The sequence below is a fragment of the Streptomyces sp. NPDC001717 genome (genome assembly GCF_042892775.1).
Taxonomy (GTDB): Bacteria; Actinomycetota; Actinomycetes; order Streptomycetales; family Streptomycetaceae; genus Streptomyces.
In genome coordinates this window covers 16,042-40,323 of the sequence record NZ_JBIAUK010000011.1, presented here as the reverse complement: position 1 = coordinate 40,323, position 24,282 = coordinate 16,042, and the positions used below count along the sequence as shown (strand labels likewise).

At 73.6% G+C, this 24,282-nt stretch carries 23 protein-coding genes; 11 read left to right on the top strand and 12 right to left on the bottom strand.

Translation table 11 applies throughout. The features are described 5' to 3' along the window. Positions 1 to 62: 62 nt before the first annotated feature. Together ACFYZL_RS19440 and ACFYZL_RS19435 are read left to right on the top strand one after the other, a co-directional pair. Positions 63 to 1,103 (top strand): alpha/beta hydrolase, encoded by a 1,041-nt coding sequence (locus ACFYZL_RS19440; RefSeq protein ID WP_388680292.1) that lies wholly within the window; start codon positions 63 to 65, stop codon positions 1,101 to 1,103. After that, entirely contained in the window at positions 1,100 to 2,341 is a 1,242-nt protein-coding gene (locus ACFYZL_RS19435) for an acyltransferase (RefSeq protein ID WP_388680289.1), read from the top strand. The genes ACFYZL_RS19440 and ACFYZL_RS19435 overlap by 4 nt, the downstream gene beginning before the upstream one ends. Before the next feature lie 68 nt (positions 2,342 to 2,409). On the opposite strand, the gene ACFYZL_RS19430 is transcribed toward ACFYZL_RS19435, so the two are convergent. Beyond that, the gene (locus ACFYZL_RS19430) at positions 2,410 to 2,832 is read right to left on the bottom strand and encodes a DUF350 domain-containing protein (RefSeq protein ID WP_384754107.1); all 423 of its coding nucleotides are present in this window, start codon (positions 2,830 to 2,832) and stop codon (positions 2,410 to 2,412) included. A gap of 100 nt (positions 2,833 to 2,932) precedes the next feature. On the opposite strand from ACFYZL_RS19430, the gene ACFYZL_RS19425 reads away from it, so the two are divergent. After that, positions 2,933 to 4,729 (top strand): GNAT family N-acetyltransferase, encoded by a 1,797-nt coding sequence (locus ACFYZL_RS19425; RefSeq protein ID WP_388680286.1) that lies wholly within the window; start codon positions 2,933 to 2,935, stop codon positions 4,727 to 4,729. Here the strand turns inward: ACFYZL_RS19425 and ACFYZL_RS19420 are convergent. Together ACFYZL_RS19420 and ACFYZL_RS19415 are read right to left on the bottom strand one after the other, a co-directional pair. Further along, the gene (locus tag ACFYZL_RS19420; RefSeq protein WP_388680283.1) at positions 4,726 to 6,747 is read right to left on the bottom strand and encodes an AMP-binding protein; all 2,022 of its coding nucleotides are present in this window, start codon (positions 6,745 to 6,747) and stop codon (positions 4,726 to 4,728) included. The genes ACFYZL_RS19425 and ACFYZL_RS19420 overlap by 4 nt on opposite strands. Continuing rightward, positions 6,744 to 7,034 (bottom strand): hypothetical protein, encoded by a 291-nt coding sequence (locus tag ACFYZL_RS19415; RefSeq protein ID WP_388680280.1) that lies wholly within the window; start codon positions 7,032 to 7,034, stop codon positions 6,744 to 6,746. The genes ACFYZL_RS19420 and ACFYZL_RS19415 overlap by 4 nt, the downstream gene beginning before the upstream one ends. Before the next feature lie 37 nt (positions 7,035 to 7,071). Between ACFYZL_RS19415 and ACFYZL_RS19410 the strand changes: the two genes are divergently transcribed. Both ACFYZL_RS19410 and ACFYZL_RS19405 read left to right on the top strand, forming a co-directional pair. After that, positions 7,072 to 9,039 (top strand): ABC transporter ATP-binding protein, encoded by a 1,968-nt coding sequence (locus ACFYZL_RS19410; RefSeq protein ID WP_388680277.1) that lies wholly within the window; start codon positions 7,072 to 7,074, stop codon positions 9,037 to 9,039. Positions 9,040 to 9,046: 7 nt separating this feature from the next. Further along, positions 9,047 to 9,433 (top strand): VOC family protein, encoded by a 387-nt coding sequence (locus ACFYZL_RS19405; RefSeq protein WP_384579076.1) that lies wholly within the window; start codon positions 9,047 to 9,049, stop codon positions 9,431 to 9,433. Between the two features lie 39 nt (positions 9,434 to 9,472). On the opposite strand, the gene ACFYZL_RS19400 is transcribed toward ACFYZL_RS19405, so the two are convergent. After that, positions 9,473 to 9,832 (bottom strand): hypothetical protein, encoded by a 360-nt coding sequence (locus ACFYZL_RS19400; RefSeq protein ID WP_384579077.1) that lies wholly within the window; start codon positions 9,830 to 9,832, stop codon positions 9,473 to 9,475. 130 nt (positions 9,833 to 9,962) lie between these two features. Here ACFYZL_RS19400 and ACFYZL_RS19395 point away from each other — a divergent pair, with 130 nt between their 5' ends. Together ACFYZL_RS19395 and ACFYZL_RS19390 are read left to right on the top strand one after the other, a co-directional pair. Further along, on the top strand, positions 9,963 to 10,856 hold the full coding sequence (locus ACFYZL_RS19395; RefSeq protein WP_384754120.1) for a sigma-70 family RNA polymerase sigma factor: 894 nt from the start codon (positions 9,963 to 9,965) through the stop codon (positions 10,854 to 10,856). Between the two features lie 149 nt (positions 10,857 to 11,005). Continuing rightward, positions 11,006 to 11,500: a gluconokinase gene (locus ACFYZL_RS19390; protein WP_384754122.1), complete on the top strand. Its 495-nt coding sequence runs from the start codon at positions 11,006 to 11,008 to the stop codon at positions 11,498 to 11,500. A 30-nt stretch (positions 11,501 to 11,530) separates the two neighbouring features. Here ACFYZL_RS19390 and ACFYZL_RS19385 read toward each other — a convergent pair whose 3' ends face one another. The 3 genes from ACFYZL_RS19385 to ACFYZL_RS19375 all read right to left on the bottom strand — a co-directional run bounded on the left by ACFYZL_RS19385 (position 11,531) and on the right by ACFYZL_RS19375 (position 14,814). Next, positions 11,531 to 12,604 (bottom strand): hypothetical protein, encoded by a 1,074-nt coding sequence (locus tag ACFYZL_RS19385; protein WP_388680274.1) that lies wholly within the window; start codon positions 12,602 to 12,604, stop codon positions 11,531 to 11,533. Between the two features lie 64 nt (positions 12,605 to 12,668). Beyond that, entirely contained in the window at positions 12,669 to 13,970 is a 1,302-nt protein-coding gene (locus ACFYZL_RS19380; protein ID WP_388680271.1) for a cytochrome P450, read from the bottom strand. 46 nt (positions 13,971 to 14,016) lie between these two features. Beyond that, a complete protein-coding gene (locus ACFYZL_RS19375) occupies positions 14,017 to 14,814 on the bottom strand; it encodes a hypothetical protein (protein ID WP_384756383.1) in 798 nt (265 codons plus the stop codon). A gap of 157 nt (positions 14,815 to 14,971) precedes the next feature. Here ACFYZL_RS19375 and ACFYZL_RS19370 point away from each other — a divergent pair, with 157 nt between their 5' ends. The 3 genes from ACFYZL_RS19370 (at position 14,972) to ACFYZL_RS19360 (ending at position 18,896) form a co-directional block, all read left to right on the top strand. After that, positions 14,972 to 16,489 (top strand): MFS transporter, encoded by a 1,518-nt coding sequence (locus tag ACFYZL_RS19370; RefSeq protein ID WP_384756386.1) that lies wholly within the window; start codon positions 14,972 to 14,974, stop codon positions 16,487 to 16,489. Between the two features lie 33 nt (positions 16,490 to 16,522). Continuing rightward, entirely contained in the window at positions 16,523 to 17,149 is a 627-nt protein-coding gene (locus tag ACFYZL_RS19365; RefSeq protein WP_388680268.1) for a DUF6629 family protein, read from the top strand. Between the two features lie 91 nt (positions 17,150 to 17,240). Further along, positions 17,241 to 18,896, top strand: coding sequence for a GMC oxidoreductase (locus ACFYZL_RS19360; protein WP_384756391.1), 1,656 nt, complete (start codon positions 17,241 to 17,243; stop codon positions 18,894 to 18,896). Positions 18,897 to 18,957: 61 nt separating this feature from the next. Here ACFYZL_RS19360 and ACFYZL_RS19355 read toward each other — a convergent pair whose 3' ends face one another. From ACFYZL_RS19355 to ACFYZL_RS19340, 4 genes are all read right to left on the bottom strand, one after another. After that, positions 18,958 to 19,437 carry a carboxymuconolactone decarboxylase family protein gene (locus tag ACFYZL_RS19355; protein ID WP_384579090.1) on the bottom strand — a complete coding sequence of 160 codons (480 nt, stop codon included), beginning with the start codon at positions 19,435 to 19,437 and terminating at the stop codon, positions 18,958 to 18,960. Continuing rightward, positions 19,434 to 20,516: a dihydrodipicolinate reductase gene (locus tag ACFYZL_RS19350; protein ID WP_384756394.1), complete on the bottom strand. Its 1,083-nt coding sequence runs from the start codon at positions 20,514 to 20,516 to the stop codon at positions 19,434 to 19,436. The genes ACFYZL_RS19355 and ACFYZL_RS19350 overlap by 4 nt, the downstream gene beginning before the upstream one ends. A 70-nt stretch (positions 20,517 to 20,586) precedes the next feature. Further along, entirely contained in the window at positions 20,587 to 20,766 is a 180-nt protein-coding gene (locus tag ACFYZL_RS19345; RefSeq protein WP_384756397.1) for a DUF6126 family protein, read from the bottom strand. 49 nt (positions 20,767 to 20,815) lie between these two features. Continuing rightward, positions 20,816 to 21,463, bottom strand: coding sequence for a helix-turn-helix domain-containing protein (locus ACFYZL_RS19340; protein ID WP_384756400.1), 648 nt, complete (start codon positions 21,461 to 21,463; stop codon positions 20,816 to 20,818). 199 nt (positions 21,464 to 21,662) lie between these two features. On the opposite strand from ACFYZL_RS19340, the gene ACFYZL_RS19335 reads away from it, so the two are divergent. Next, the gene (locus ACFYZL_RS19335) at positions 21,663 to 22,646 is read left to right on the top strand and encodes a CorA family divalent cation transporter (protein ID WP_388680262.1); all 984 of its coding nucleotides are present in this window, start codon (positions 21,663 to 21,665) and stop codon (positions 22,644 to 22,646) included. A gap of 12 nt (positions 22,647 to 22,658) precedes the next feature. Here the strand turns inward: ACFYZL_RS19335 and ACFYZL_RS19330 are convergent, their stop codons facing one another. Then, a complete protein-coding gene (locus ACFYZL_RS19330; protein WP_384756404.1) occupies positions 22,659 to 24,191 on the bottom strand; it encodes an ATP-dependent DNA ligase in 1,533 nt (510 codons plus the stop codon). Positions 24,192 to 24,282: the final 91 nt, after the last annotated feature.

The window sequence follows — 24,282 nt, the reverse complement described above, 5'->3', positions numbered from 1 at the left end:
CGGTACCTCGTTCCTACCTTCCTCCTCGTCACGAGGCTCGCCACGAGGAAGGGAGAAGGGGCATGCGCCGCTTGGGGAGGACGCTGGGCACGGCCGCGCTGGCGGTGGCCGTCGTCGCGGGGACCGCGGGATGGGCCGCCGGGGAGGGCCAGGCGGCGGTCACCGGGCCCCCGCCGGGCGCCGCCGCCTGGCGGGCGGACTCGGTGCGCGGCAGGGCGCTGCCCGACCCGGCGGGCGCGACCCCGGCCGAGGTGGCCCGGTTCTTCGCCGGGCTGGACGACTCCGCGCGACAGGCGCTCGTACGGTCGCACCCGCTGGTGCTGGGGAACCTGGACGGGGCGCCCCCGGCCCTGCGGTACGAGGCCAACCGGATCGCCGTGGCGGCCACCGGCGAGGCCCGGTACGCCTCCCTCGCGGCGCCCGGCCGCCAGGTCCTCGCCTTCGATCCTCGCGGCCGGGGGCAGGTCGTCGAGGTGTTCGGGGACCTGGCGCGGGCGCGGCACGTCTCGGTGATCGTGCCCGGTTCGGACAACGACGCCACGTCGCACGACGCGGCGCGTACGCCGCACACCGGTCCGGCGGGGATGGCCCGGGCCCTGCGCGCGGTCTCGCCGGACGTCGCCGTGATCGCGTGGACCGGGTACACGACCCCGGTCGGTGTCGGGTGGGACGTGGCCGTCGGCCGGCTGGCGGAGGCGGGCGCGGACCGGCTGGCCCGGTTCACCGCGGGGCTGGACGCGGTCGGCGCGCCCGACCCGGTGTTGTTCTGCCACAGCTACGGCTCGGTGGTCTGCGGGCTCGCCGCCCGGAACACCGACGCCACCGACGTGGTCGCCTTCGGCTCCCCCGGCATGCGGGCCGGCACCGCCGCCGCCCTGGGCACCCGGGCCCGCGTGTGGGCGGCCCGCGGCCCCTCCGACTGGATCGCCGACGTGCCGAACGTCCGGTTCGCCGGGCTCGGCCACGGCGCCGACCCCACCTCGCCTGCCTTCGGCGCGCGCCGCGTGCCCGCCGCCGATGTGCAGGGCCACACCGGCTACTTCACGCCCGGCACCCAGTCCTTGGCGGCCTTCGCCTCGATCGCGAAGGGAGAGGTCCGATGAGTGGTCCGATGCGCGTGCTCACCGCCTTGGGGCGGAGCGCCGAGCGGATCGACCGGCGGACTCCGGCCCATCGCGACCGGGCCGTCGACGGGCTGCGCGCCCTGGCGCTGCTGGCCGTGCCGACCGGCCACTGGCTGCTCGGCGGTTTCACCCTCGACGCGGACGGCGGCCTGCACAACGCCAGCCCTCTGTCTGCCTTCGGCGCACTCGCCCCGGCGAGCTGGGTGCTCCAGATGCTGGGCATCTTCTTCCTGGTCGGCGGGTACGCGTCGGCGCTGTCCTTCAACCGCCGCGAGGGGTCGACGGGTGCCTGGCTGAAGGGCCGGATCGTCCGGCTGGGGCGGCCCGTGCTCGGGGTGACCGCCGTGTGGGCGCTCGCCGCGCCGCTGCTGTACGCGGCCGGGGTGCCGGAGGCGACGCTGCGGACCGGGGCGACGCTGGTGATCCAGCCGCTGTGGTTCGTCGGGGTGTACGTCGTGATCACGGCGCTGACCCCGTACTGCGTGCGGGCCGCGCACCGGCTCGGCGGCTGGGCGGCGGCCCCGCTGCTCGGTTCGGTGGCCGTGGTGGACTTCCTGCGCTACGGGCCGCTGTCCGGTTCCGTGCCGTCCTGGCTGTCGCTGCTGAACATCCTGCCGGGCTGGCTGTTCGCCTACCAGCTGGGCGTCTCGTGGGGCGAGCGGCGGATCGGGCGGCGCGGGGCCTGGCTGCTGCTGGCCGGTGGGACGCTGCTGTTCGCCGCGCTGCTGGTGTTCTTCCACTACCCGGCGTCGATGGTGGGCGTACCGGGTGAGGCGCGCACCAACTCGCACCCGCCGTCGCTGCTGGTACTGGCCCTGGCCTCGGCCCAGTCGGGGGCGGCGATCCTGCTGCGCGACCGGCTGGCGGCGCTGCTGGCCCGGCCCTCCGTGTGGGCTCCGGTGGTCGTGATCAACCTGTGCGCGATGACGATCCTGTGCTGGCACCAGACGGCCATGCTGGCGGCGGCCGTTCCCGGTTCCTTCCTGGGCGGGCCGGCCGGGCTCGCCGGGCTGACCACGGCCCCGGACAGCCTGGGGTGGATCGCGGCGCGGGTGGCGTGGATGCCGGTGTTCGCGGCGCTGCTGGTGGTCATCGCCCGGTACGCGCGCCGGTTCGAGGAGCCGCCGCGGTCCGTGCGCGGGGGCCGGGCGGTGCGACGGACGGTGGCGGGGCTGCTGGCGGCCGGATTCGCGGTGTTCGCCCTGGGCCTGGCGTAGGCGTCGGTCGTGCGAGAGCGCCGCTCCCCGAAGGGAGCGGCGCTCTCGGTGTCTCGTACGCGGCTGTGTCAGGCGATCGAGGCGGCGACGATGGCGGCAACGGCCAGGTTGCAGGAGGCGGTGACCCAGACCGCCGGGTGCGGCTCCGGGTCGACGACGATGGCGCCGAGCTTGCCGGGGGTGACCAGGTCCAGCACCAGGAAGGCCACCCCCATCAGGACCAGGCCGAGCAGGCCGAAGGCCGCCGTCGACAGCAGGCCCTTGCCGAAGTCGTCGTAGGTGGTCCAGATCGAGGTGAAGACGATGCCGCCGATGCCCAGGAGCGCGGAGCTGAGCATGATGGACGCGTTGCGGTTGCGCTCTTCCCAGATCTGCTTCGGCAGCTTCCCGGGCGTCAGCACGTCCACGAGGACGATGCCGAGGATCAGCAGGACCAGGCCGAGGGCACCGAAGGCGCTGGTGCGGCCAAGTCCGTTGACGATGTCGCTCATTGAGAAGCCTGTCTCCGCGGGGGTGGGATAAGTATGTGCCGTGCGTGGGCTGGCCGAATCTATCGCACGGCCCTACGGCAGACCATGGGGAGGTCGTGAATTGGTAAAGGTCAGGGCCGCGCGGGCGGACGAGGCCGAGGCCCTGACGGGGCTGGTGATGCGGTCCAAGGCGTACTGGGGGTACGACGCCGGCTTCCTCGCGGCGTGCGCCGGGGAGCTGCGGATCCGTGCCGAGGACGTGACCGCCCGCAGGGTCGTGGTGGCCGAGGACGAGGGCGGGGCGGTCCTCGGACTCGCCTCCCTGGAGGGTTCTCCCCCGCACGCCGTGCTCGGTCTGCTCTTCGTCGAACCGGCTGCGATCGGGCGGGGCGTGGGGCGTCTGCTGTACCGGGACGTCCTGCGCAGGGCGGTGGCTCTGGGGGTGCGCGGGCTGGCGATCGAATCCGATCCGCACGCGGCCGGGTTCTACCGGGCGATGGGCGCACGGGCCGGGGAGGTCCGCCCGGGCATCGGCGCCGACCCGACCGCCCTCGTGCCCTTCGAGGTGGCCCCCGTCCCGCTCGCCGACTGGGCGCGGGAGTGGACCGGCGGCGGCCGGGCCGTGCACCTGGGAAACGTCGCGGAGTTCAACGCGCAGTTCGCCGACGCCACCTTGGACGCGGAGCAGCGGCCCGCCCACCACTACGCCTCCCTGGCCGCCTTCTACGGCCCCGACCCGGCCGTGCTGGTGCTGCCGCGGGCCGTGCCGCGGGGCTGGACGGACCTGGTGGGACGCCAGTTGGGATGGTCGGACGTGGAGGTGTACGACGGGCTGGTGGAGCGCGGCCCGGGCCTCACGGACGCCGTCCGAGCGCGGCCCGCGCTCGCCGCGCGGCTGACGGGGTTCGGGTTGCCGCTCGTACCGTGGGGGCTGACCCGGCCGTTCGCGGCGCTGACGGGCCGGCCGTGGCAGCCCCGGGAGCTGCGGTACGAGTCGAAGTCCGCGGCGCACGAGATGTTCGGCCGGGTCCTGGCGGAGGGCGGGCATCCCGGGATCGTGCTCCCCGCGCAGTGGCGGGCCGCCACCCGGCGGGCGGCGGCCCGCCTCCTGTCCGTCCGGGCCGAGGCGGGCGAGAGCACCGTTCTGAAATCGGAGCACGGTGTGGGCGGTTCGGGCACCACGGTGGTCACGCCCGAGTGCCTGCGGGCGGCCGGCGGGGCCCGCGCCCTGTTGCGGCGGCTGCCGCGCGGACCGCTGCTGGTGGAGGAGTACGTCGACGACCCGGACGGGGGCGACGGCCCGCGCGACCTCACCTACGACGGCTTCGTGGGCCCCGACGGCCGCGTCCACGAGGTCGGCGGGGCCGTGATGGAGGTACGGGACGGCTGCTACGCGGGCGCCACCGTCGGGCCCGGGGTGGTGCCCGAGTGGGCGGAGAAGCCGCTGACCGCCTTCGGTGCGGCGGTGGGCCGGGAGCTGGCGGCCTCCGGCTACCGGGGCTGGTTCGACGTGGACTTCGTGACCGCCGGGGGGCGACGGCTCGCGCCGACCGAGACGAACCTGCGGTTGACCGGCCCGTCCATCGCCTTCATGGTGGCGGCCCGGCTCGACGCGCTGCGGGGCGCGGGGCACCTCGTACGGATCGTCGACCGGGTGGAGCTCGGCGCGCGGCTGCCCGAGGCGCAGTTGGACGAGCTGTGCACGGACCTGGCACGGGAGTGCGCGCGGCTCGGGGCGGTGTTCGTCCCCGCGATCCCGACGGGGGCGTTCGAACCGTCGCCCTGGCTGGGTGTGCTGGTGGCCGCGCACAGCAGGGGGGTATTGGACGCGGCGGAAGCGCGGGTGCGGGCCGCGGCACGGGCGGTGGACGCCCTGTTCGGCCCGCCGGCCGCGTCCTGGTGCCATGGCAGGAACTAGGCGTCCTCCTCCTCCGGGTCGAAGTGGAAGGGATCGTCCGGCTTCCTGGCGACGAACGCGGCCACGATGAGGCCCGCGATCATCAGCGGTACGTTGAAGAGGTAGACGAGGAGTGCCTGTTGCGGCCAGTCGTGCTTGGCCGCCAGGCGGTAGAGGTTGTCCTGCGGCCACCAGGCCAGGAGCAGGTAACTCACGGCGAGATGGGCGGCCCTCGTGCGCCGCCGGCCCAGCTTGCGGTGCTTCATCCTGCGGTGCCCGTTGATCAGGAACAGCACTCCGGCGCCGAAGGCGAGCACCTCGCACACGTAGAGGAGGAAGAAGAGGGTCGCCCAGGGGTTGGGCACCCCGCCGAGGTCCGTCGAGCCGGGCCACAGCACGTTCGTGAGCAGCATGGCGACGAAGCCCAGCACCACCGCCATGCATCCGAAGGCGCAGCCGCCCGGACCCTCGGCGGCCCGCGCCGCGCCGCCGAACTTGTTGGGCCGGGCCACCGCCTCGGGAACGTGCCGTGCCGGCAGCGGCAGGGCCGTCCGGTCCTCCTGGCCGGCCCTGCCGCGCGGCAGGGCGCGCAGCTTGATGACGGTGCGCGGAATCTCCGCCTTGAGGACCACTCCCGCCAGGTGGTCGCGCACTCCTGCGATGTCCGGCAGCGCGGCGGCCGCGTCCCAGGCGATCTGCTCACCGGGCGGCGGGGCGAGGTACGCGACGAGCCGCCGGGCCCCGGTGGCCTCCTCGACCGCGGTGACGGCCGCCCGGCCGACACCGGGGTGGCTCCGGATCGCGGCCTCGACGGGATAGGGGTCGAGGGCGCCGCCCGGCACGGCGATCCGGTCCCGGATCCGGCCGCGGAACTCCAGAAGGCCGTCCGGGCGCAGCAGCCCGAGGTCCCCCGTGGGGATGGCGTCGCCGCCACCCGGCGGCATGAGCCGTATCTGCCCGTCCCGGACGTCGACGTCCCAGCCGGGGAAGGGGACACCGAGCAGCGAGAGGCCGTACGGTTCGTCGACCGGACCGCGCAGGTGCGGAAGTTCGAAGTGGGTGCCGATTCCGGCCGTCTCCGCCGTGCCGTAGACGGCGAGCACCCGTACGCCCGGCCGCAACCGCGATTGGAGGGCGTCCAGCTCGTCGAGGAAGAGCCGGTCGCCGGTGAGGGCGATGAGGCGCAGGGCCCCGAAGTCCGGCCCGAACGTGCCCCGGCTCCGCGGAATGCCGGGTGCGGGCTTCGACCCGCGCACGAGGAGCCGTTCGGCGCAGGCCGGGTCGGTGTGCAGGACGGAGACGCGTTCGCCGTCGATCGCCGCCCGCAGGTCCTCGGGCTTCCAGGGGGAGATGACGGGGAGGACCAGGGTGCCGCCGGAGCACAGGGCTCGGGTCCAGCCCGCGGCGAAGTCGGTGAGGGCCGCTCCGGCCGTGATCAGGTGGCGGTCCTCGGGGGCCGGCCGGGCCACTTCGGCCCACCCCTCGTACGCGGCGAGCAACGTCGTGTGGCCGGTGGGTACGGCCCGGGGCTCCGCTCCGGCGGTGAACAGGACCGCGGCGGTCCCGGTGGACGCCGCGACCCCGGGCGGCCCTGCGGGCTGCCGCGCGACGGCGGCGGTCTGCTCCTCCAGGCGGATCACCCGCAGGCCGTTCCCGTTGTCGAGGGCCGCTTCGCGGGCGGCCCGGGTGAGCAGCGCGAAGGGCTCGACGGCGGTGAGCTGGAGCCGTCCGGTGCGCGGTGTGTCGACATCGACGACGGTGTAGGCACCGCCCGCCTTGAGGACGGCGAGGAGGGCGATGAGGAGTTCGGCCTGGCGGGTGGTCCCGATCGCGACGAGGCCGCCGGGCGGCAGGCCGGAGGCGAGCAGGTGGTGCGCCAGCCGGTTGGCGTCCGTGTCGAGCTGTTCGTAGGTGAAGCTCTCGTGGCCGGCGACGACGGCGAGCCCGTCGGGGGCCTCGCGGGCCCACTGCTCGAAGCGGTGCAGGACGGTGTCGGTGGTGCTCTTGCCGAAGCGGACTGACTCGGATCCCTGCGTCATGGACCGATGATGCCACCGGGCACCGACAGAGGGCGGGAGTCGCCGATTTCCTTGGAGGGAAAGCCGGTTGGGCGCCGGCTGCCGCTGCGGTCGCTGCTGCCGCAGAGGTGGAGCGTCGGGCCGAACTTCCACCACCAGCCGCTGAACGGGGTGTCCCGGCCCGGCGTCGACCAGCAGACGTCCTTGGTATTGCCGGAGGTCCCGTTGGCCGATCTGTCGCGGGAATGATCGCGGGAGGGTGTTTCTTCAGTCAACCGGCTCGTTTGAATGGCGAGTTGGGAATCCATTGACCTCAAGTTTGGTTGAGGTATTACCGTTCGGGCCATGGACATGGAAGTCACCGCCTGGACCTCGCTCCACAGCGCCATCAACGCCCAGCAGGACCGGCGCCCGCTCTCCCGGGCGAGCCTGCGCCGCGTCGCCGCCTTCGCCCGCCCGCACCGCCGCGGGCTCACCTTCTTCCTGCTGCTGAGCGTGGTCACCGCCCTGCTCGCGGTGGCCACCCCGGTGCTCGCCAGCCGGGTCGTCGACGCGATCGTCGCCGGGCGGGACGGCGACACGGTCGTCCGCCTCGCCCTGCTCATCGCGCTGATCGCCGTCGTCGAGGCGGGGCTGGGCCTGCTGACCCGCAGGCTGTCCGCGACGCTCGGCGAGGGGCTGATCCTGGACCTGCGGACGGCGGTCTTCGACCACGTGCAGCGGATGCCGGTCGCCTTCTTCACCCGCACCCGGACCGGAGCCCTGGTCAGCCGCCTCAACAACGACGTGATCGGCGCCCAACGGGCCTTCAGCAACACCCTGTCGGGGGTCGTCGCCAACACCGTGACCCTGCTGCTCACGCTGGCCGTGATGCTGAGCATCTCCTGGCAGATCACCCTCCTCGCACTGGTGCTGCTGCCCGTGTTCGTACTGCCGGCCCGCCGGATGGGCGCGCGGATGGCGGCGATGCAGCGGGAGGCCTCGGCCCTGAACGCCGCGATGGGCACCCAGATGACGGAACGCTTCTCCGCTCCCGGCGCGACGCTGGTCAAGCTCTTCGGGCGGCCCGCCGACGAATCCGCCGAGTTCGCGGCGCGAGCGGGCCGGGTGCGCGACATCGGCATCCGCACGGCGATGGCCCAGTCGGCCTTCATCACGGCCCTCACCCTGGTCTCCGCACTGGCCCTCGCGCTCGTCTACGGCCTCGGCGGGTTCTACGCCCTGCGCGGGACCCTGGACGCGGGTTCCGTCGTCGCCCTCGCCCTTCTCCTGACGCGGCTGTACGCCCCGCTCACCGCACTCGCCGGCGCCCGCGTCGAGGTGATGAGCGCCATGGTGAGCTTCGAGCGGGTCTTCGAGATCCTCGACCTGAAGCCGCTGATCGCCGAGAAGCCGGAGGCCCGGCGGGTGCCGGAGGGGCCGGTGACGGTGGAGTTCGACGCGGTCTCCTTCGGCTACCCGTCCGCCGACAAGGTTTCGCTCGCCTCACTGGAGTCGGTCGCCACCCTCGACACCCGGGGCGGGACACAGGTGCTGCACGAGGTGTCCTTCCGCGCCGAACCCGGGCAGATGATCGCCTTGGTGGGTTCGTCGGGCGCCGGCAAGTCGACCATCGCGCAACTGCTGCCGCGCCTGTACGACGCGGACGCGGGCGCGGTCCGCCTCGGCGGGATCGACGTACGGGACCTCACGGCCGACTCGATCCGCGAGACCCTCGGCATGGTCACCCAGGACGGACACCTCTTCCACGAGTCCGTACGGGCGAACCTGTTGCTGGCCAGGCCCGACGCCACCGAGGAGGAGATCTGGGAGGCGCTGCGGCGGTCCCGCCTGGACGGGCTCGTCGCCTCGCTGCCGGACGGGCTGGACACGGTCGTCGGAGAGCGCGGCTACCGACTGTCGGGCGGGGAACGGCAGCGGCTGACCATCGCGCGACTGCTGCTGGCCCGTCAGCGGGTGGTGGTCCTCGACGAGGCCACCGCCCACCTGGACTCCACTTCGGAGGCGGCGGTGCAGGAGGCCCTGGGCGAGGCCCTCGCCGGCCGGACCGCGGTGGTGATCGCACACCGGCTGTCGACCGTACAGGCGGCTGACCTGATCCTGGTCGTCGAGGACGGCCGGATCGTGGAACGGGGCACGCACACCGAGCTGCTGGCGGCGCGGGGACGGTACGAGGAGCTGTACCGGACCCAGTTCGCGGCGGCGGACACCGCTTCTGGCGCCACCGCTTCTGGCGCCACCGTTCCGGGCGACACCGTCCCGGACGACACCGTCCCCGCCTCGGGCGGCGGCGTCACGGCGCCTGGCGCATGATGCCGGCATGGACATCAAGCTGGAGCTGGTCGCCGTGCCCGTCACCGATGTGGACCGGGCCAAGGCCTTCTACGAGCGCATCGGCTTCAACGCCGACCACGACGTGACGGTGAGCGAGGACATCCGCTTCGTGCAGCTGACCCCGCCGGGGTCGGCCTGCTCGATCGCGATCGGCAAGGGGCTCACCCGGATGGCCCCGGGATCGCTGGACAACATGCAGGTCGTCGTCACCGACATCGAGGAGGCGTACGAGGACCTGCGGGGCCGGGGCATCGAGGTCACCGAGATCCAGGACATGCCCTGGGGGTCCTTCGTCTACTTCTCCGACCCCGACGGCAACGGCTGGGCGGTCCAACAGACCACGCCCCGCGAGGCGGCCGATCCCTCCGCGTGATCCGCGCGGGTCCGGCCGCCGGGGCGGACCGGGCGGCGGTCAGGCCTCCGCGGAGACCACGTCGTGGTCGTGGTGGTGGTCCAGCTCCCAGGCGTGGTGCTTGAACTCGTGCCGGAAGTCGGCGTGGTCCTCCCACTGGCGGGCGATCCCGCGCAGGACGTCCCAGTTGTGCTCCACCGACTGGTCGATGACGCGGCGCATGGCCGGTTCCGCGGACTCGCGCTTCTCCAGCAGGCCCTTGATCGCCGAAGCCTCCAGGACGGCGTTGCGCAGCGCCCGCAGCGCGCGGCCGGTGTCGTCCATGGAGAAGCCGTACTCGCTCCCCGTCTCCGCGTCGAACAGCGGGGTGAGCCGCGCTTCGATGAATGCGGTGATCCGCTCGAAGTGCTGCACATCCATCAGGGGCTCCCTCTCCTGCCGGGCCGCCTTGCGGCCCGACGTCTGCCTCGTTCACCGGATTCGGCTGTCCGGCGCCATTATGCCGGGCTCCGACTCACGTCTACTTTGATCATCATCCGCCAGGGGAGGAATGAACACAGTGGACGAGAGCTCGACATTGACGGAGCGCTTCGAGGAGCACCGCTCTCATCTGAGAGCGGTGGCCTACCGGATGCTCGGTTCGCTCAGCGAGGCCGATGACGCCGTTCAGGAGGCCTGGCTGCGCCTGGACCGCTCCGACACCGGCGAGGTCGAGAACCTCGGCGGCTGGCTGACCACGGTCGTGTCGCGGGTGTGCCTGAACATGCTGCGCAGCCGCCGGACCCGGCGCGAGGACTCCATCGACGCCTACCCCACCGACCCCGCCGCCGGCCGTGAGGACGCGATCGACCCGGAGCAGGAGGCGGTGATGGCCGACTCCGTCGGGCTGGCCCTGCTCGTCGTGCTCGACAAGCTGTCACCGGCCGAGCGCCTCACGTTCGTCCTGCACGACATGTTCTCCGTCTCCTTCGACGAGATCGCCGAGATGATCGAGAAGACCCCGGCCGCGACCCGGCAGCTCGCCAGTCGCGCCCGGCGCCGGGTCAAGGGCGTACCGCTGGTCCCCGACGCCGATCTGACCCGTCGGCGTGTCGTCGTGGACGCCTTCCTCGCCGCCACCCGCGGCGGGAACTTCGACGCGTTGGTGGCCCTGCTGCACCCCGGTGTGGTGCTCACCGCAGACACGGCGGTCGGCCCCTCCGCCAAGCCGATCGTCGTCCGTGGTGCCGTCCCCGTGGCCACGGGTGCGATGGCCGCCATGCAGCGCGCCCTGGCCACGCAGACCGCGCTGGTCGACGGCACGGTCGGCCTCGCGATGGCGCCGTACGGAAAGCTGTTCCTCGTGCTCCGCTTCACCGTCGAGGACGGGCTGATCAGCGCGATCGACGTCGTCGCGGAGCCGGAGCGCCTCGACGGCATCGAGATCGCGGTCCTCGACGCCTGACGGTCGTGCCGCACGGCGCCGGCGCGGGCGACCGCGCCGGCGCCGTGTAGCCGGCCCCCGCGGCGGGAAATGCGGTTGAGTGGTGGGCACGGAACGGGCTCGACGAGGACAGCGAGGTGGACGTGGGCACCCAGCGCGTCATTGTGGTGATGGGCGTGGCCGGTACGGGCAAGACGACCGTGGGCCAACTGCTCGCGGAGGCCCTGGGCATTCCGTACGCGGAGGGAGACGCCTTCCACCCCGCGGCCAACGTCGCCAAGATGTCGGCCGGCATCCCGCTGGACGACGCCGACCGGTGGCCGTGGCTGGACGCCATCGGCGAGTGGATCCGCAACAGCGCGGGGCGCAGCGGCGGGGTGGTGGCGGCCTCGTCGCTCAAGCGCGTCTACCGGGACCGGCTCCGCGCGGCGGCGCCCGGGGCGGTGTTCGTCCACCTCACCGGTGACCGCCCGCTGATCGAGAAGCGGATGTCGGCCCGCAGGGGGCACTTCATGCCCACCACGTTGCTGGACTCCCAGTTCGGCGCCCTGGAACCGCTCGGGTCGGACGAACTCGGCGTCGCCGTGGACGTGTCCGGATCCCCGGAGGAAGTCACCGAGAGGGCGCTGGCAGCGCTGCGCCGGCTCCGCGCCGCGGAGGGCTGAGCGGCGGGGCCGGTCCGCGTGCCGCCGCCGTCACGTGTCCTGTAGCTGTACGGCGGCGAGGGCGAGGCCCGCGGCCGCCGTCGCGCAGCGGTCGGCGAGGGCCGCCACCTCGGCGCGCAGGCCGTCGCTCTGCGGGCCGTGCCATCCCGGCGCGGCGGCCGCCGCGCGCAGCCGGACCGCGTGCGAGCGCAGCGCGGCGGCGTGGTCGCAGAGCCCGAGCGGGCCGCCGGGCGTCGGACGCGGGGCCCGGCGGGGCAGCTGTCGCGCGGCCCGGCGGCGGGCGGCGGAGTTCCCTGCGCGGGCCGGCTGTACGGCGGCCGCCCAGCCGGGCTGCCGGGCGTAGGGCTTCGCGTACGGCTTGGCGGACTGTCCCGCGGGTCGTGCGGCGGGGTGCCCCGTGGGCCGTTCCGTCAGACCCCGGCCGCGGTCGCAGAAGGCGAGGAAGGCGGCGCCGAGCCCGATGAGGGGTTCCGCCTCCTGGGCGCGCCCCGTGGCGACCTGCCAGCCGGCGTGGTCGTTGAAGGGGTTCACGTCGGTCAGGGCGCTCCAGGCCAGGATGTCGGCGAAGTACGGGGACAGCAGGGCGAACGCGTGCTCGGCGCCCTGGTCCCGCACGATGCGGCGGAACAGGCGGACCGCCTCGCCCTGCCGGCCCTCCCCGACCGCGGTGAGGACGGCCGCCGCCCCCGGGTCGGCGAGGAGTTCGGGACAGCTCGTGCCCGCCGCCCGGATGCGGGCCCTGAGCCCGCAGACGGCGATGCTGATCGCGAGGCTCTCACGGCCCGTCAGGACCCCGGCGATCCGGCCCACCCCCGCGACTCCCCGACCGCGCGGGGCCCAGCCGAGCCCGGCGGGCTCGGTGAGGGTGCGCAGCAGGGTGCGCCAGCCGAGGCGGTGGGCGCCTCCCCGGGCGAGGGCCGCGGCGGGCAGCCGGCGGCCGAGTGCGAGTGCGGAGGCGTCCCGGGAGGCCTCGCCGACGGCGTCGGCGGCCTCGGCGAGGGCGCGGCACAGGGCGTCGAGCAGGTCGGCGTCCAGGTCGGGGGGCGCGGACGGCGGGTACGACGAGGAGGACGAGGACGAGGACGCGGTCGCGGCGTCGGGCATGGGTTCCTCTTGTGGTCGGCCGGGGGGGAGGACGGGAGGGAAACGAAGGAAGGAGCGGGGACCGTCAGCGACGGGTGAGGGTGATCCGGACGGCTCCCGGGTCGAGGGTGGCGGGCAGCGGCCCCACCGGGTCCAGGACCGGCCGGGCGGCGGTGAGCCGGTGGCCCCGGAGGACCTCCGCGCAGAACGCCGCTGTGATCATCAGGCCGAGCTGGTCGCCCGGGCAGCGTCCGCCGCCGTGGCTGAAGGGCGCGATCCGGATGTCCTGGTCGGCGTCGGGGTTCTTCCACCGGCCGGGTACGAACACGTGCGCGGCCGGGACCCGTTCGGGATCGCGCTGGTGGAAGGCGGCGGGCAGCAGCACGGAGGTGCCCGGCGGGTAGCGCACGCCCCGCCACTCGGTCTCGGCCCGGGTGACGCGGATCAGGTCGGGCACCACCGGGTAGAGGCGCAGGGCCTCGCGAACGCAGGCCCGCAACCGGGGCAGTTCACCGGCGTCCCCGCCGCGCGCGGCTTCCGCGGCGGCCGCGTCCTGTTCGGCCGGGTGCGCGCCGAGCAGGAGCAGGGTGTTCAGCAGGGTGCCGGGTACGGCGTCCATGGCGAGGAGCCAGTGGTGGGCCTGGCGCAGCGGGTCGAGGGCGCCGGCCGGGTCGGCTCGGCGGGTGGCGCGGCCCACGAGGGTGTCGTCGCCGGCGCCGGCGGCGTACCGCTGGATGCGTGCGTGGGCCTTGGCGTAGACGCCTCGGGCGGACCGGGCCCGCCCGCCCCGCAGTTGCCGCAGCCAGCCGGCGAGCTCCTCGTCGGAGGCGGCGTCCTCGCCGAGCACGATCCGGCGGGCCGCGCGGTGCACGGCGTGCCGGGCGCGTACGAGGTCGAGGGTGCGGGCGGCGGTCAGGTGGGGGGCCTCGGCCGCGACGGCGGCGAGGAAGCTGTCGTACGAGGGGTGTACGGGGACGCCCGCGGCCAGTGTCTCCTCGTTGATCCGGCGCCGCTGGGCGCGCAGTTCGCCGCGGGAGCAGCCGATGCCGGCGGGCTCCTCGGCGGCCGTGCCGCGGCACTTCTCCGGCGGGTCCGCGGCGAGGAGGCTCACGGGTTCGGCGTAGAAGCGGTCGAGGTCCACGGGGTCGAGCAGGACGAGGAAGGTGCGTCCGGACCGGGTGCGCAGGAGGGCCGGCGCATCGCCCCGCCGGGCCCGCAGGGCGCTCAGGGCGGCGGCGGTCGCGCGCGGCGTGCCCGTGCGGACGAAGCCGCGCAGGCGGGCGCCGAAGGTGGGGGCGGCGGGTGTCCGCCGGTCCGGAGCTTCGGCGCCGAGGGCCCGTACGCGGGCTCTCAGCCCGTCCAGGGCGGTCCCTTGGACCGTACGCATGCGTGTACCTCCGCGGCATGGGCGACGACGGTCGGTGACATCGGCATCACCGTACGTCCCACCCCGGGAGTGCGCGAGCGCCGGTCCGCTGGAAGACGGCCTCGCGGAAGGCGGAGCGGAGCGGCCGCTGCCCGGCGGCCGTCGGGAGGAGGAACGCCCACCGGTTCGGGCGCAGCGAGATCCACACGGCCGGGCCGTCGTCGGCCGGGGCGGGGTGCGTCCAGACGCCGTGCGGGGCGGGGTGCCAGAGGAGGCCCCGGGCGGGGGTGAGTTCCCCGGTGCGGATGCGGAGGGAATCGGTGGTCCAGGCGTGGGTCGGGACGGCCCGGCCGGTGGGCTCGGGCTGCGCGGCCGGCTCGCCCTGCGCCACCGGATCCGGTGCGAGGAGGTGGCGCAGGAAGCGGACGAGGTCGGCGAGGGAGGTGTACAGGGTGCCGTCGGCGAACCGGGTGGTGGTCATGCCGAGCGGGCCCCAGATCCTGGTGGCGGCGAGCGCGCCGAGCGGGCTGCCGGAGAGTCGTTCGGCGAGCCGGGTGAGGTCGGCGGATCCGGCGGGGTGCGTGAGGAGGTGGTGCGCGGTGGTCCCGGCGGGGGCGTCCGTTTCCCCGTAGGCCGCGATCGGGGTGTGCAGCCGCAGGGAGCCGTCCTCGACGAGGCTCCCGATCACCGGCCAGAGGGCCAGTACGGCGCACAGTCCGCCCGCGTCGACCGCCTCCTCGCCGGCTTCCCCGTCTCGCGAACCCGCATGGACGCCGTCGGCGTCGCCGAAGGCCCACACCGCCCCGGGATCGGCGGCGGCCACGAGGGCCCGGATGTCGTCGGCCTGGTCGCTCAGGAGCGTCATGGTCAGCCACGCTAACCAGGCGTGCGCCGGCCGCGGGTCCGGTCGCGCCGGAATCCGGGCGCCGGCCACTCGAATGCCGGTCCGCCCACCCGGCTCCGCGCCCCGGAGGGGGTGGCTCCGGGTGGCCTTTCCCGGCCGCGCGGGCCAGCCTGGGGGCATGACCGCACCCTCCGGTTCCGGTGACCAGGGCGACTCCGCGGCTCCCGGGGTCGCGATCGCGTCGGCGCGGGGGCGGTGGATCCTGCTGACCACGGTGCTCGGGTCGAGCATGGCGCTGTTGGACTCGACGGTGGTCAACGTCGCGCTGCCGCGCATCGGGGAGGACCTGGGCGCCGATCTGGCCGTGCTCCAGTGGACGGTCAACGCGTATCTGCTGACCCTGTCCGCGCTGATCCTCGTCGGCGGGGCGCTCGGCGACCGCTTCGGGCGGCGGCGCGTGTTCGTGCTGGGCGTGGTCTGGTTCGCGGTGGGCTCCCTGCTCTGCGGGATCGCGCCGAACGCCGGGGTGCTGGTGGCCGCCCGTGCGCTGCAGGGCATCGGCGGGGCGCTGCTCACGCCCGGTTCGCTCGCGCTGATCCAGGGCTCCATCCGCGGCCGGGACCGGGGGCGGGCCGTCGGCCTGTGGTCGGGGTTGGGCGGAGTGGGCGCCGCCGTGGGTCCGTTCCTGGGCGGTTGGCTGGTGGACGGGCCGGGCTGGCGCTGGGTGTTCCTGCTGAACGTGCCGCTGGCCGCGGTGTGCGTGCCGGTGGCGCTGCGGCACGTACCGGAATCGCGGGACCCGCAGGCGCACGGCCGCTTCGACGTGGCCGGCGCGGTGCTGGGGGCAGCCTCGCTGGCCCTGGTCACGTACGCGCTGATCGAGGCCCAGGCCGCCACGGCGCCGGTGATCGCCGCGGCGGTGGCCGGCGTGCTGCTCGCGGTCGCGTTCGTGTGGCTGGAGCGGCATCGGGCGGACCCGATGGTGCCGCCGGACATCTTCCGCTCCCGGCAGTTCACGGCCGTCAATCTGGTCACCCTGTGCGTGTACGGGGCCATCTCCGGGTTCTTCTTCCTCGTCGTGCTCCAGCTCCAGGTGGTGTCCGGGTACTCGGCGCTGGCCGCCGGGGCCGCGATGCTGCCGACGACCCTGCTGATGCTGCTGCTGTCGGCCCGTTCGGGTGAGCTCGCGGAGCGGATCGGGCCGCGGATCCCGCTCACGGTGGGGCCGCTGGTCTGCGGGGCCGCGGCGCTGCTGATGCTGCGGGTGGGGCCGGACGCCTCGTACGTGGCGGACGTGCTGCCCGCGATGGCCGTGATGGGGCTGGGGCTGGTGGCCCTGGTGGCTCCGCTGACGGCGACCGTGCTGTCCTCGGTGGACCCCGGACGGGCGGGTCTGGCCAGCGGCATCAACAACGCGGCGGCGCGGGCGGCCGGACTGCTCGCGGTGGCGGCGCTGCCGCTGCTGGCGGGGATGGCGCCGGAGTCCTACCGCTCGCCGGTCGAGTTCGACGCGGCCTTCGGGCGGGCGATGGTCTGGTGTGCGGGAGCGTTCCTGGTGGGCGCGGTGGTGGCCTGGGCGACCGTGCGGTCCCCGGCGCCGGGGGCCTGTCACCCGGAGTGCCACCGGTACTGCGCGGTGGCCGCCCCGCCGCTCGAACCCCCGCGCGACGTCGATGAGGAGCGTGGGCGGAGTTGACCGCGTTCCTCCGGCCAGGGCCGGGCTGATCGCGTGTGCTGGAACGCCACGGCCGATCTGGCGGCGGGCACGGTGATCGCCGCCGTCGGGGCGGTGTGCCTGGCCCGGGTGCGGCGGGTCCGTGATCTGCCGCTCGCAGCGCTGCCGCTGCTGCTGGGCGTGCACCAGCTGCTGGAGGCCGCGGTCTGGGCGTCGGACGGCGGGCGCTCCCCCGCCGCCACGGCCTGGGCCGTGATCGCCTTCCCCCTGCTGCCCGTGTGGGTGCCGCTCGGGGTGCTCCTCGCGGCCGGACCGGAGGCCCGCCGCCGGCTGTGGGGGCCGCTCGCCGTCGGTGTGGCCACCGCGGGCGTCCTGTCGTACCGCCTGTCGACGGAGCCGGTGAGCGCCGAGGTGCGGGGTCACACCCTTGGTTACGGCGTGAATGTTCCGTGGATGCCGCTGCTCCTGGCGGGCTACCTGTTCGCCACTCTCGGCTCCCTGCTGCTCGCCGGTGACAGGCGCCTGCGGGTCCTCGGAGCGGTGCTGGCCGTCGGGGCATTGGCCTGCTCAGCGCTGTGGCGACTGGAGTTCGCCTCCACGTGGTGCGCCTTCGCAGCGGTCGCCTCCGTCCTGGTCCTGGGGTGGCTGCGGGGCCGGGATCCGTCCCCCACTGTTACGTGATCGACCGAAAGTTACCTAGACGTATGTAGTGACTTCGCACGATGGCGGCAGTAGAACTCGTTCCCATTCCGCCGAGAGTGAGGAACGTCACATGAGTGACAGAGCCCTGCCCGGAAACGATTCCAATGGATTTTCGCGCCGCGGATTCATCGCTAGAACGAGTTCCATTCTCGGGGCCGTGACCCTCGCCGGTCACATCACCCCGGCCGCCGCCCAGGCGCAGGATCAGGCCGCCGCGGCGTCCGGCCCCATCGCCAGTGGCGCCCACGTACCGGCCCTGGTCATCGGCACCGGCTACGGCGGCTCGGTCGCCGCGCTGAGGCTCGCGGAGGCGGGCGTCGAGGTGCAGATGATCGAGATGGGCATGGACTGGGTCACCCCGGGGTCGGACGGCAAGGTCTTCCCCAAGGTGACCAGTCCGGACTACCGCTCGTTCTGGCTGCGCACCCGGACCAAGGCGCCGCTGAGCAACTTCCTCGGGTTCCCCATCGACAAGGACGTCCCCAAGTACACGGGCATCCTCGACGCCGAGGACTTCGCCGGCATCACGGTCTACCAGGGCCGCGGCGTGGGCGGCGGTTCGCTGGTCAACGGCGGCATGGCCGTCACGCCCAAGCGGGCCAACTTCCAGTCCGTCCTGCCGTCGGTGGACGCCGAGGAGATGTACGGCACCTACTACCCGAGGGCCAACGCGGGCCTCGGCGTCGGGATGGTGGACCCGGCCTGGTTCGAGACGGCCGAGTGCTACCAGTTCTCCCGGGTGGGCCGCAAGCACGCCCAGCGCTCCGGCTTCGCGTGGACCTTCGTGCCCGACGTGTACGACTGGGACTACATGAAGCAGGAGCAGGCGGGCACCGCCGCCAAGTCGGCGCTGGACGGGGAGATCCTGTACGGCAACAACCACGGCAAGAAGTCCCTGAACCAGACCTACCTCGCCCGTGCGAAGGCCACGGGCCGGGTCACCATCTCCCCCCTGCACAAGGTCACCTCGGTCTCCCCCGCGACCGGCGGCGGCTACACGGTCGTCATCGACCAGCTGAACACCACCGGCGACACCGTGGTCACCAAGACGGTGACGGCGGACCGGGTGTTCTTCGCGGCCGGCAGCGTCGGCACCAGCAAGCTCCTGGTCCAGCTGAAGGCCACGGGCGCGCTGGCGAACCTCAACGGCGAGGTCGGCAAGGGCTGGGGGGACAACGGCAACGTCATGTGCGGCCGCGCCAACCACATGTGGGACCCGACGGGCAAGCTCCAGTCGACCATCCCCTGTTCCGGGATCGACAACTGGGACGCCGGCGGGGCGTTCGCCGAGGTGGCGCCGCTGCCGACCGGGATCGAGACGTACGCCTCGTTCTACCTGTCGATCACCAAGAACCCGAACCGCGCGGAGTTCACCTGGAACGCCGCCACCGGCAAGGCCGAACTCAGCTGGCAGACCGCGTGGAAGCAGCCTTCCATCGACATGGCCAAGACCATCTTCGACAAGATCAACGCGAAGGAGGGCACGATCTACCGGACGGACCTGTTCGGGGCCTACAAGATCTGGAACGACACCCTCACCTACCACCCGCTGGGCGGCGCGGTGCTGAACAAGGCCACCGACAACTACGGTCGCCTGCACGGCTACAGCGGTCTGTACGTGATCGACGGCGCGCTGATCCCCGGAAACACCAGCGTGAACCCGTTCGTCACGATCACGGCGCTCGCCGAACGCAACATCGAGAAGATCATCGCCACCGACCTGTAAGAGGCAGCCGAGCCTTCACCCCCCACCGCAGCCGCCGTAGGGCGGCTGCGGTCGACCCGTGTCAGTGGCCGGGCAGGACGCACACGCTGTCGAGGCCCAGGACGTGGTTGAGTCGTCCGAAGGCCAGCCAGGAGCCGATGCTCATGGTCAGCTCCACGATCTCCAACTGGCTGTAGTGCGCGGTCATCCGCTCCCAGAACTCGTCGTCGAGCCCGTGGTGGTCGAGCACGTACCGCTCGGCGTACTCGGCGGCCAGGCGGGTCCGGTCGTCGAAGGCCTTCGTGGTGCGCCACTCGGTGACCGCCTCGGAGAACTCCTCCTCGACCTTCTCCCCGTCGCGCTCCGTGCGCCAGTCGAGGCAGAAGACGCACCCGTTGATCTGCGCGACCCGCAGCCGGGCCGCCTCGAACTCCCGCAGGCCCAGGGTGGTGTGGGCGTACACCGACAGCGAGAAGTTCGCCGCGGCCATGCCGATTCCGGGGACCATGTCGCCCCAGACGTACTCGATGGGGTGCTGGCCTTCGGGGATGTCGATCCTCATGACTGCTTCCTTCCGAGTCTGCCGATGGCGGGGCGCAGGGGGACGTCGAGGGCGTCGTAGAGTCCGGGTTCCGCCTCGGCGAGCCAGTCGATGGCGCTCACGAGACGGCCCACGGCGGTGGCGTTGCCGCCGGCCGAGCGGTTGTCGCCCTCGTCGGTGGCCTCGATGGTGACCTCGATGCGGGGGCGGCCCTCGATGACGACCCGGTGGGCGCCGTCCCCGCCGTCGGGCGGGGTCGGCCAGTCCGGTGCGCACGAGGCGTGGATGCGGGTGACGTGTTCGATGACGATGCGGGGTTCGCCCTCGACGATGCCCTGCACCTCGAAGCGGATGGCCCCTTGGGTGCCCGCCTCGAACTCGCCCATGGTCCGGGTGGTCACGGTGGTGTCGAGCGCGCGGCGCTCCGACGTCTCGCGGATCTCGTCGAGTTCGACGCCGAGGGCGCGTGCCATCATGCGGATCTGCCCGCCCCACACCATGGTCGGTACGGAGGGCATGAGCATCATCGGTTCGAAGTCCATGGGCCGGCCCATGCCGACGAGGTACCGGACGGAGTCCGGCTGGTCGTAGGTGGAGTAGTCGAATATCTCCTGGCAGCGGATGGCGTCGATGGTGGTGCCGAGTCCGCTGATCAGGAGCGGGAGCACGTCGTTGCCCCAGCCGGGGTCGACGCCGGAGGCGAAGAGCGAGCCGCCCCCCTCCGCGATGGCGGCGAGCACCGGATCGCGGAACTCCGGTGGGGCGCTGCGGTGGTCGTAGAGCGGATAGAGGGCGGGGCTGACGACGACGGCCCCGGACCGGACGGCCCGGGTGATGTCGGCGAGGGCCTCGTCGGGGCGGACGTCGCCGGAGGCGGCGTACACCACGGCCCGCGGGCGGGCGGCCAGTACGGCTTCGATGTCGTCGGTGGCCGCCACCCCCAACGGGTGGTGGAGTCCGCCGAGTTCGCCCGCGTCGCGGCCGACCTTGGCCGGATCGTGGACGATGACGGCGGTGAGTTCCAGCGCGGGATGGGCCTCTACGGCACGAATGGCCAAACGGCCGACGTTGCCGGTGCCCCAGACAACCGTGGGAATCATGCGCGGAGGGTAGCCGCGGGACCTGCACGTTTCCAGAGTCGTGCGGCACGCGGTCACGCGCTCCGCGGCGTCACTGGTTCTGGGCTCCGAGGACGAAGAGGAGATAGACGAAGAAGGCGAAGAGGTGGCCGACGAACAGGTAGGCGATCAGCCGGATCACGAGGCCGCGCGGGAACTTCGATTCGAAGCGCGTCCGCAGGGTCATCGCGGGTTCGGGGGTCGCGGGTTCGGGGGCGTCAGCGGTGCTCACCGGGTTCTCTCCTCGGGTCATGGTTACGGCTCCTCCTCGGCTCTGCGGCTTAGGGGCGGTGCGTGGACGTGGTGGATCCGCCGAGGCACAGCCCGGCGAGACTGCTCTGGAGCAGGGTGTGGACGAACAGCAGATCGGCCCCGCCCGAGGAGGCCGCGCCGATCCGGTGCGGGGTGAGCGAGTCGAAGTGGGCGCTGTCGCCCGGTTCGAGCAGGTGCTCGGTCTCCCCCAGGTGCAGCCGCAGCCGCCCGTCGAGCACGTACAGCCATTCCTCGCCGGGATGTACCCGGACCAGTTCGCCCTGGCTGCGCCCGTACGGGACGTGCACGCGCAGCGCCTGCATCCCACGCCCGGAGCCACCGGCCTGCCAGTACGTCCACCCGTCGGCCTCGCGGGCGCCGGGTCCGCCGGCCCGTACGATGGGATCGGCGACGGCCGGGGTCTCGCCGAGCAACTCGGACACCGTGGTGCCGTAGGTGCGGGCGAGCCCGAGCAGGAGCGGCAGCGAGGGCTGGCGGCGGCCGGTCTCCAGGCGGGACAGGTGGGCGGGCGACAGCCGGGCCCGGGCGGCGGCGGCCTCCAGGGTGAGGCCCGCACGGCGGCGCAGCTCGCGCAGCTGCGGGGCCACGGCGGGCAGCTCGTCCGCCGGGTGGTCGGTACCGGCCGCTTCTTCGGGGCCGGTGGATCCGGAAGTCATACGCCGATTGAGCCAGAGGATTGCCTGACTGGCAAACCTCCTTGCCTCTGAGGCAAAACACCCGCGGACGGGTCGGCCTCACCTGTTCGAGGGCCGGTTTCCGGGCGAATGCGCCACCGCGGTTGCGCACGGTCCCCCGCCGTACAGGCTGGGATCCACGGCACCGGATGACCCACGGCGAGGGACGATGATCGTATCGATGCTGTCCATGCCGGACGGCACCCTGACCCGTGGCGACGTGTCGCAGGCCCGCGAGCTCCTCGCCGCCTCCCCCTTCCTCTTCGTGGACGTGGAACTGCCCGACGAGGACGACGCACCGGACCAGCCGCCGCTCGCCCACCTGCTCGGCCTGGAGGCCGCGGACGTGCCCTGGCTCGGGCGCCGGGACGAGTCCCCGCGGGCGGAGATCCGCGGGGACGGCGGCGTGTTCGTCGTGCCGGCCGTCGACGGGGACCGGGTCGTCCACGTCCAGGTCCTGGTGACCGAGCGGTACCTGCTCACCGTGCACCGGGGGCCGGCCCCCCTGATCGGGGACGTGACCGCCCGGTTCCCGCTCGAGGCCCCCTCGGACTCCGTGGCCATGCTGTTCCTGCTGCTGGACGAGGCCATGGAGACCTACCGCCGGGCCGCGGTGCAGGCCCTGCTGGAGGTGGAGGACCTGGAGGACGCCATGTTCCGCCGGCGCGAGCCGGAGCAGCTCTACCGCCTGTCACGGCTGCGGCGCACCGCGGCCATGCTCCACCACACCCTGCTCCCCTACCACCGGGTGGCGGAGGAGAGCGTGACGCGCCGGGTCCTGAACCGGGGCTTCCGGGAGGACCGCGGGCAGCTGGTCCGCGAGTACCGGCGCACCGGGAATCTCGTGCTCGCGGACATCGAGTCCCTCCAGGAGAGCGCCCGGCGGGCCTTCGGCAGCTACTCCTCGCTGGTGTCGGGCGAGCAGAACGGCGTGATCAACCGGCTGGCGGTGGTGTCGACGATCTTCCTGCCGCTGACCTTCGTGACCGGGTTCTTCGGCATGAACTTCCTCTACCTGACGGACGAACTGGAGAGCCGCGCCGTCTTCTGGCTGCTCGCCGTGGGCCTGCAGGTCGCCTTCCTGGTCGTGGCGCTGTACGTCCTCCACCGCACCCGCCTCTGGCGCAGACTGCGCGAGGACGACAGCGACGTGGACGACGACTGACCCGCGGGTCCTCTACCGGACGTGCGCCGCCAGGACCGTGTCCACGGTGTCCGCCTCGGCCGCGGTCTTGTCGGGGCGGTGGCGCAGCACCCGCGCGAAGCGCAGGGCCACGCCGGCCGGATAGCGCGGGGAGCGCTGGAGGCCGTCGTAGGCGATCTCCACGACCAGCTCCGGCCGCACCCGGACGGTGAAGCCGTCGTCGGAGGTGGCGAGGGCGCGCAGCGCGTCGGTCTGCCAGCGCAGCATCTCGTCGGTCAGTCCCTTGAAGGTCTTGCCGAGCATGGCAAACGTGCCGTCGGCGGCCCGCGCCCCCAGGTGCAGGTTCGACAGCAGTCCGGTGCGCCGGCCGTGGCCCCATTCGGCCGCGAGGACCACCAGGTCGAGGGTGTGGACCGGCTTCACCTTCAGCCAGTGTTTCCCGCGCCGTCCCGCCGCGTAGGAGGAGTCGAGGGCCTTGACCATGACCCCCTCGTGGCCGCGCCGCAGGGTCTCGGCCCGGAACTCCTCGGCCTCGGCCGCCTGCGCCGCCCGGTCCTCGACGACCAGCCGGCGCACCCGGGCGTGCTCGGGCACGAGGGCGGCCAGGGTCGCGTACCGCTCGCGGACCGGCAGGTCGAGCAGTACGTCCTCGCCACTGGCCAGGACGTCGAAGAAGTACGGGACGACGGGGAGCGTCCGGCGGGCCGCGGCGACGTCCACGCGGGAGCCGACCCGACTCGCGATGTCCTGGAAGGGGACCGGGCGGCCGTCCGGCGCGAGGCCGATCACCTCGCCGTCGAGGATGAACCGCTCCCCCTCCAGTGCCCGGGCCAGCTCCGCCACTTCCGGGAGCCGGTCGGTGATCTCGTCGAGGGACCGCGTGTAGACGCGTACGTCGTCCCCCTCGCGGTGGACCTGCACCCGGATCCCGTCGAGCTTCTCCTCGACCGCGCAGGGGCCCAGCACGTCCAGGGCCTCGGCCAGCGATCCGGCGGTGTTCGCCAGCATGGGCTGTACGGGCTGCCCGACGCGCAGGGTGAACTCGCCGAGGGCGCCCGCGCCCCGGGCCAGTACGGCCCGCGCGACGCGGGGCAGCGAGCCGTCCAGCATCACCGCCCGGCGCAGACCGGCGGCCGGTACTCCGGCGGCCGCGGCCACGCCCTCCAGCGCCACGGCGTCGAGCGCGCCCTGGCGCACCTCCCCGGAGAGCAGGCTGCGCAGGAAGGCCTGTTCCTCCTCGGTGGCCGCGCCGAGCAGGGTGCCGATGATCCGGCGGCGCTCCGCCTGCGAGCCGGTGCCCGTGGCGGCGGCGAGCGCGGTCACCGCCCCGTCCACGTCGAGGACGGTGAGGGTGGGCTCCCGCGCGGGGGTGGTCTCCTGGGCGAGGGCGCGCCAACCGATGCCCGGGCGGCCCTGCGGGAGGCGCCCGGCGAGGTAGGAGATCACCAGGCCGGCCTCCTCGGGCGGGGCGGCCGCGAAGACCTCCGCGAGCAGGGCGGTCTTCCTGGAGCGGGCGGAGGTGTCGGCGACCTCCCGGGACACGCGCGCGAGCTCGGCCAGCAGCATGCGGCCATCCTCCCGCCGCCCGGCGCGCCGCGCAGGTCGGACGCGCGGTCCGACCCGCACGTCGGACGCGCACGTCGGACGCGCGGACCGG